The 532-nt window shown below is 66.2% G+C and carries 1 protein-coding gene; it reads left to right on the top strand.

The window, feature by feature from the left end; genetic code table 11:
• On the top strand, positions 1 to 488 hold a 488-nt coding region (locus ACFW48_RS38755; RefSeq protein WP_386323385.1), incomplete at its 5' end, for an IS110 family transposase.
• Positions 489 to 532: the final 44 nt, after the last annotated feature.

Here is a 532-nt window from a genome sequence, read left to right as displayed (position 1 = left end):
CCGCCTGCACCGCCGCTGACAGCCTCGCTGAGGCGGTTGAAGAGCCATTCCCGCAGCACCCGGACGCTGAGATCATCCTCAGCTTCCCCGGCCTCGGCACCCAGCTTGGCGCCCGGGTACTTGCCGAGATTGGGGACGACCGACAGCGGTTCGCCGACGCCCGCGGCTTGAAGGCCTACGCCGGCGCATCTCCTATCACCCGGGCGTCTGGCAAGAAGTCCAGCGTCACCCGACGATGGGTGAAGAACGACCGCCTCAACCATGCCGGATACCTCTGGGCGTTCTCCGCGATCACAGCCTCGCCAGGTGCCAAGGCCCACTACCGGCGACGACGCGACAACCACGCAGATTGGCACGCCTCCGCTCAGCGCAACCTCTTCAACCGCATGATCGGCCAGCTCTACCATTGCCTCCAGCAGGACGAGCGCTTTGACGAGGCACTTGCTTTCCCAGCTCCGCCCGATGAAGCGGGCACCGTGGCCGCCTAGGCAGAGGCCGGACCTCACCGGCAGCGATCAGCATGCCTAAAGGT

It is taken from the genome of Streptomyces sp. NPDC058812 (assembly GCF_042744565.1).
Lineage (GTDB): Bacteria > Actinomycetota > Actinomycetes > Streptomycetales > Streptomycetaceae > Streptomyces > Streptomyces thinghirensis.
Note: the sequence above shows the minus strand (reverse complement) of the source record. Positions and strands in the feature narration are given on the sequence as shown.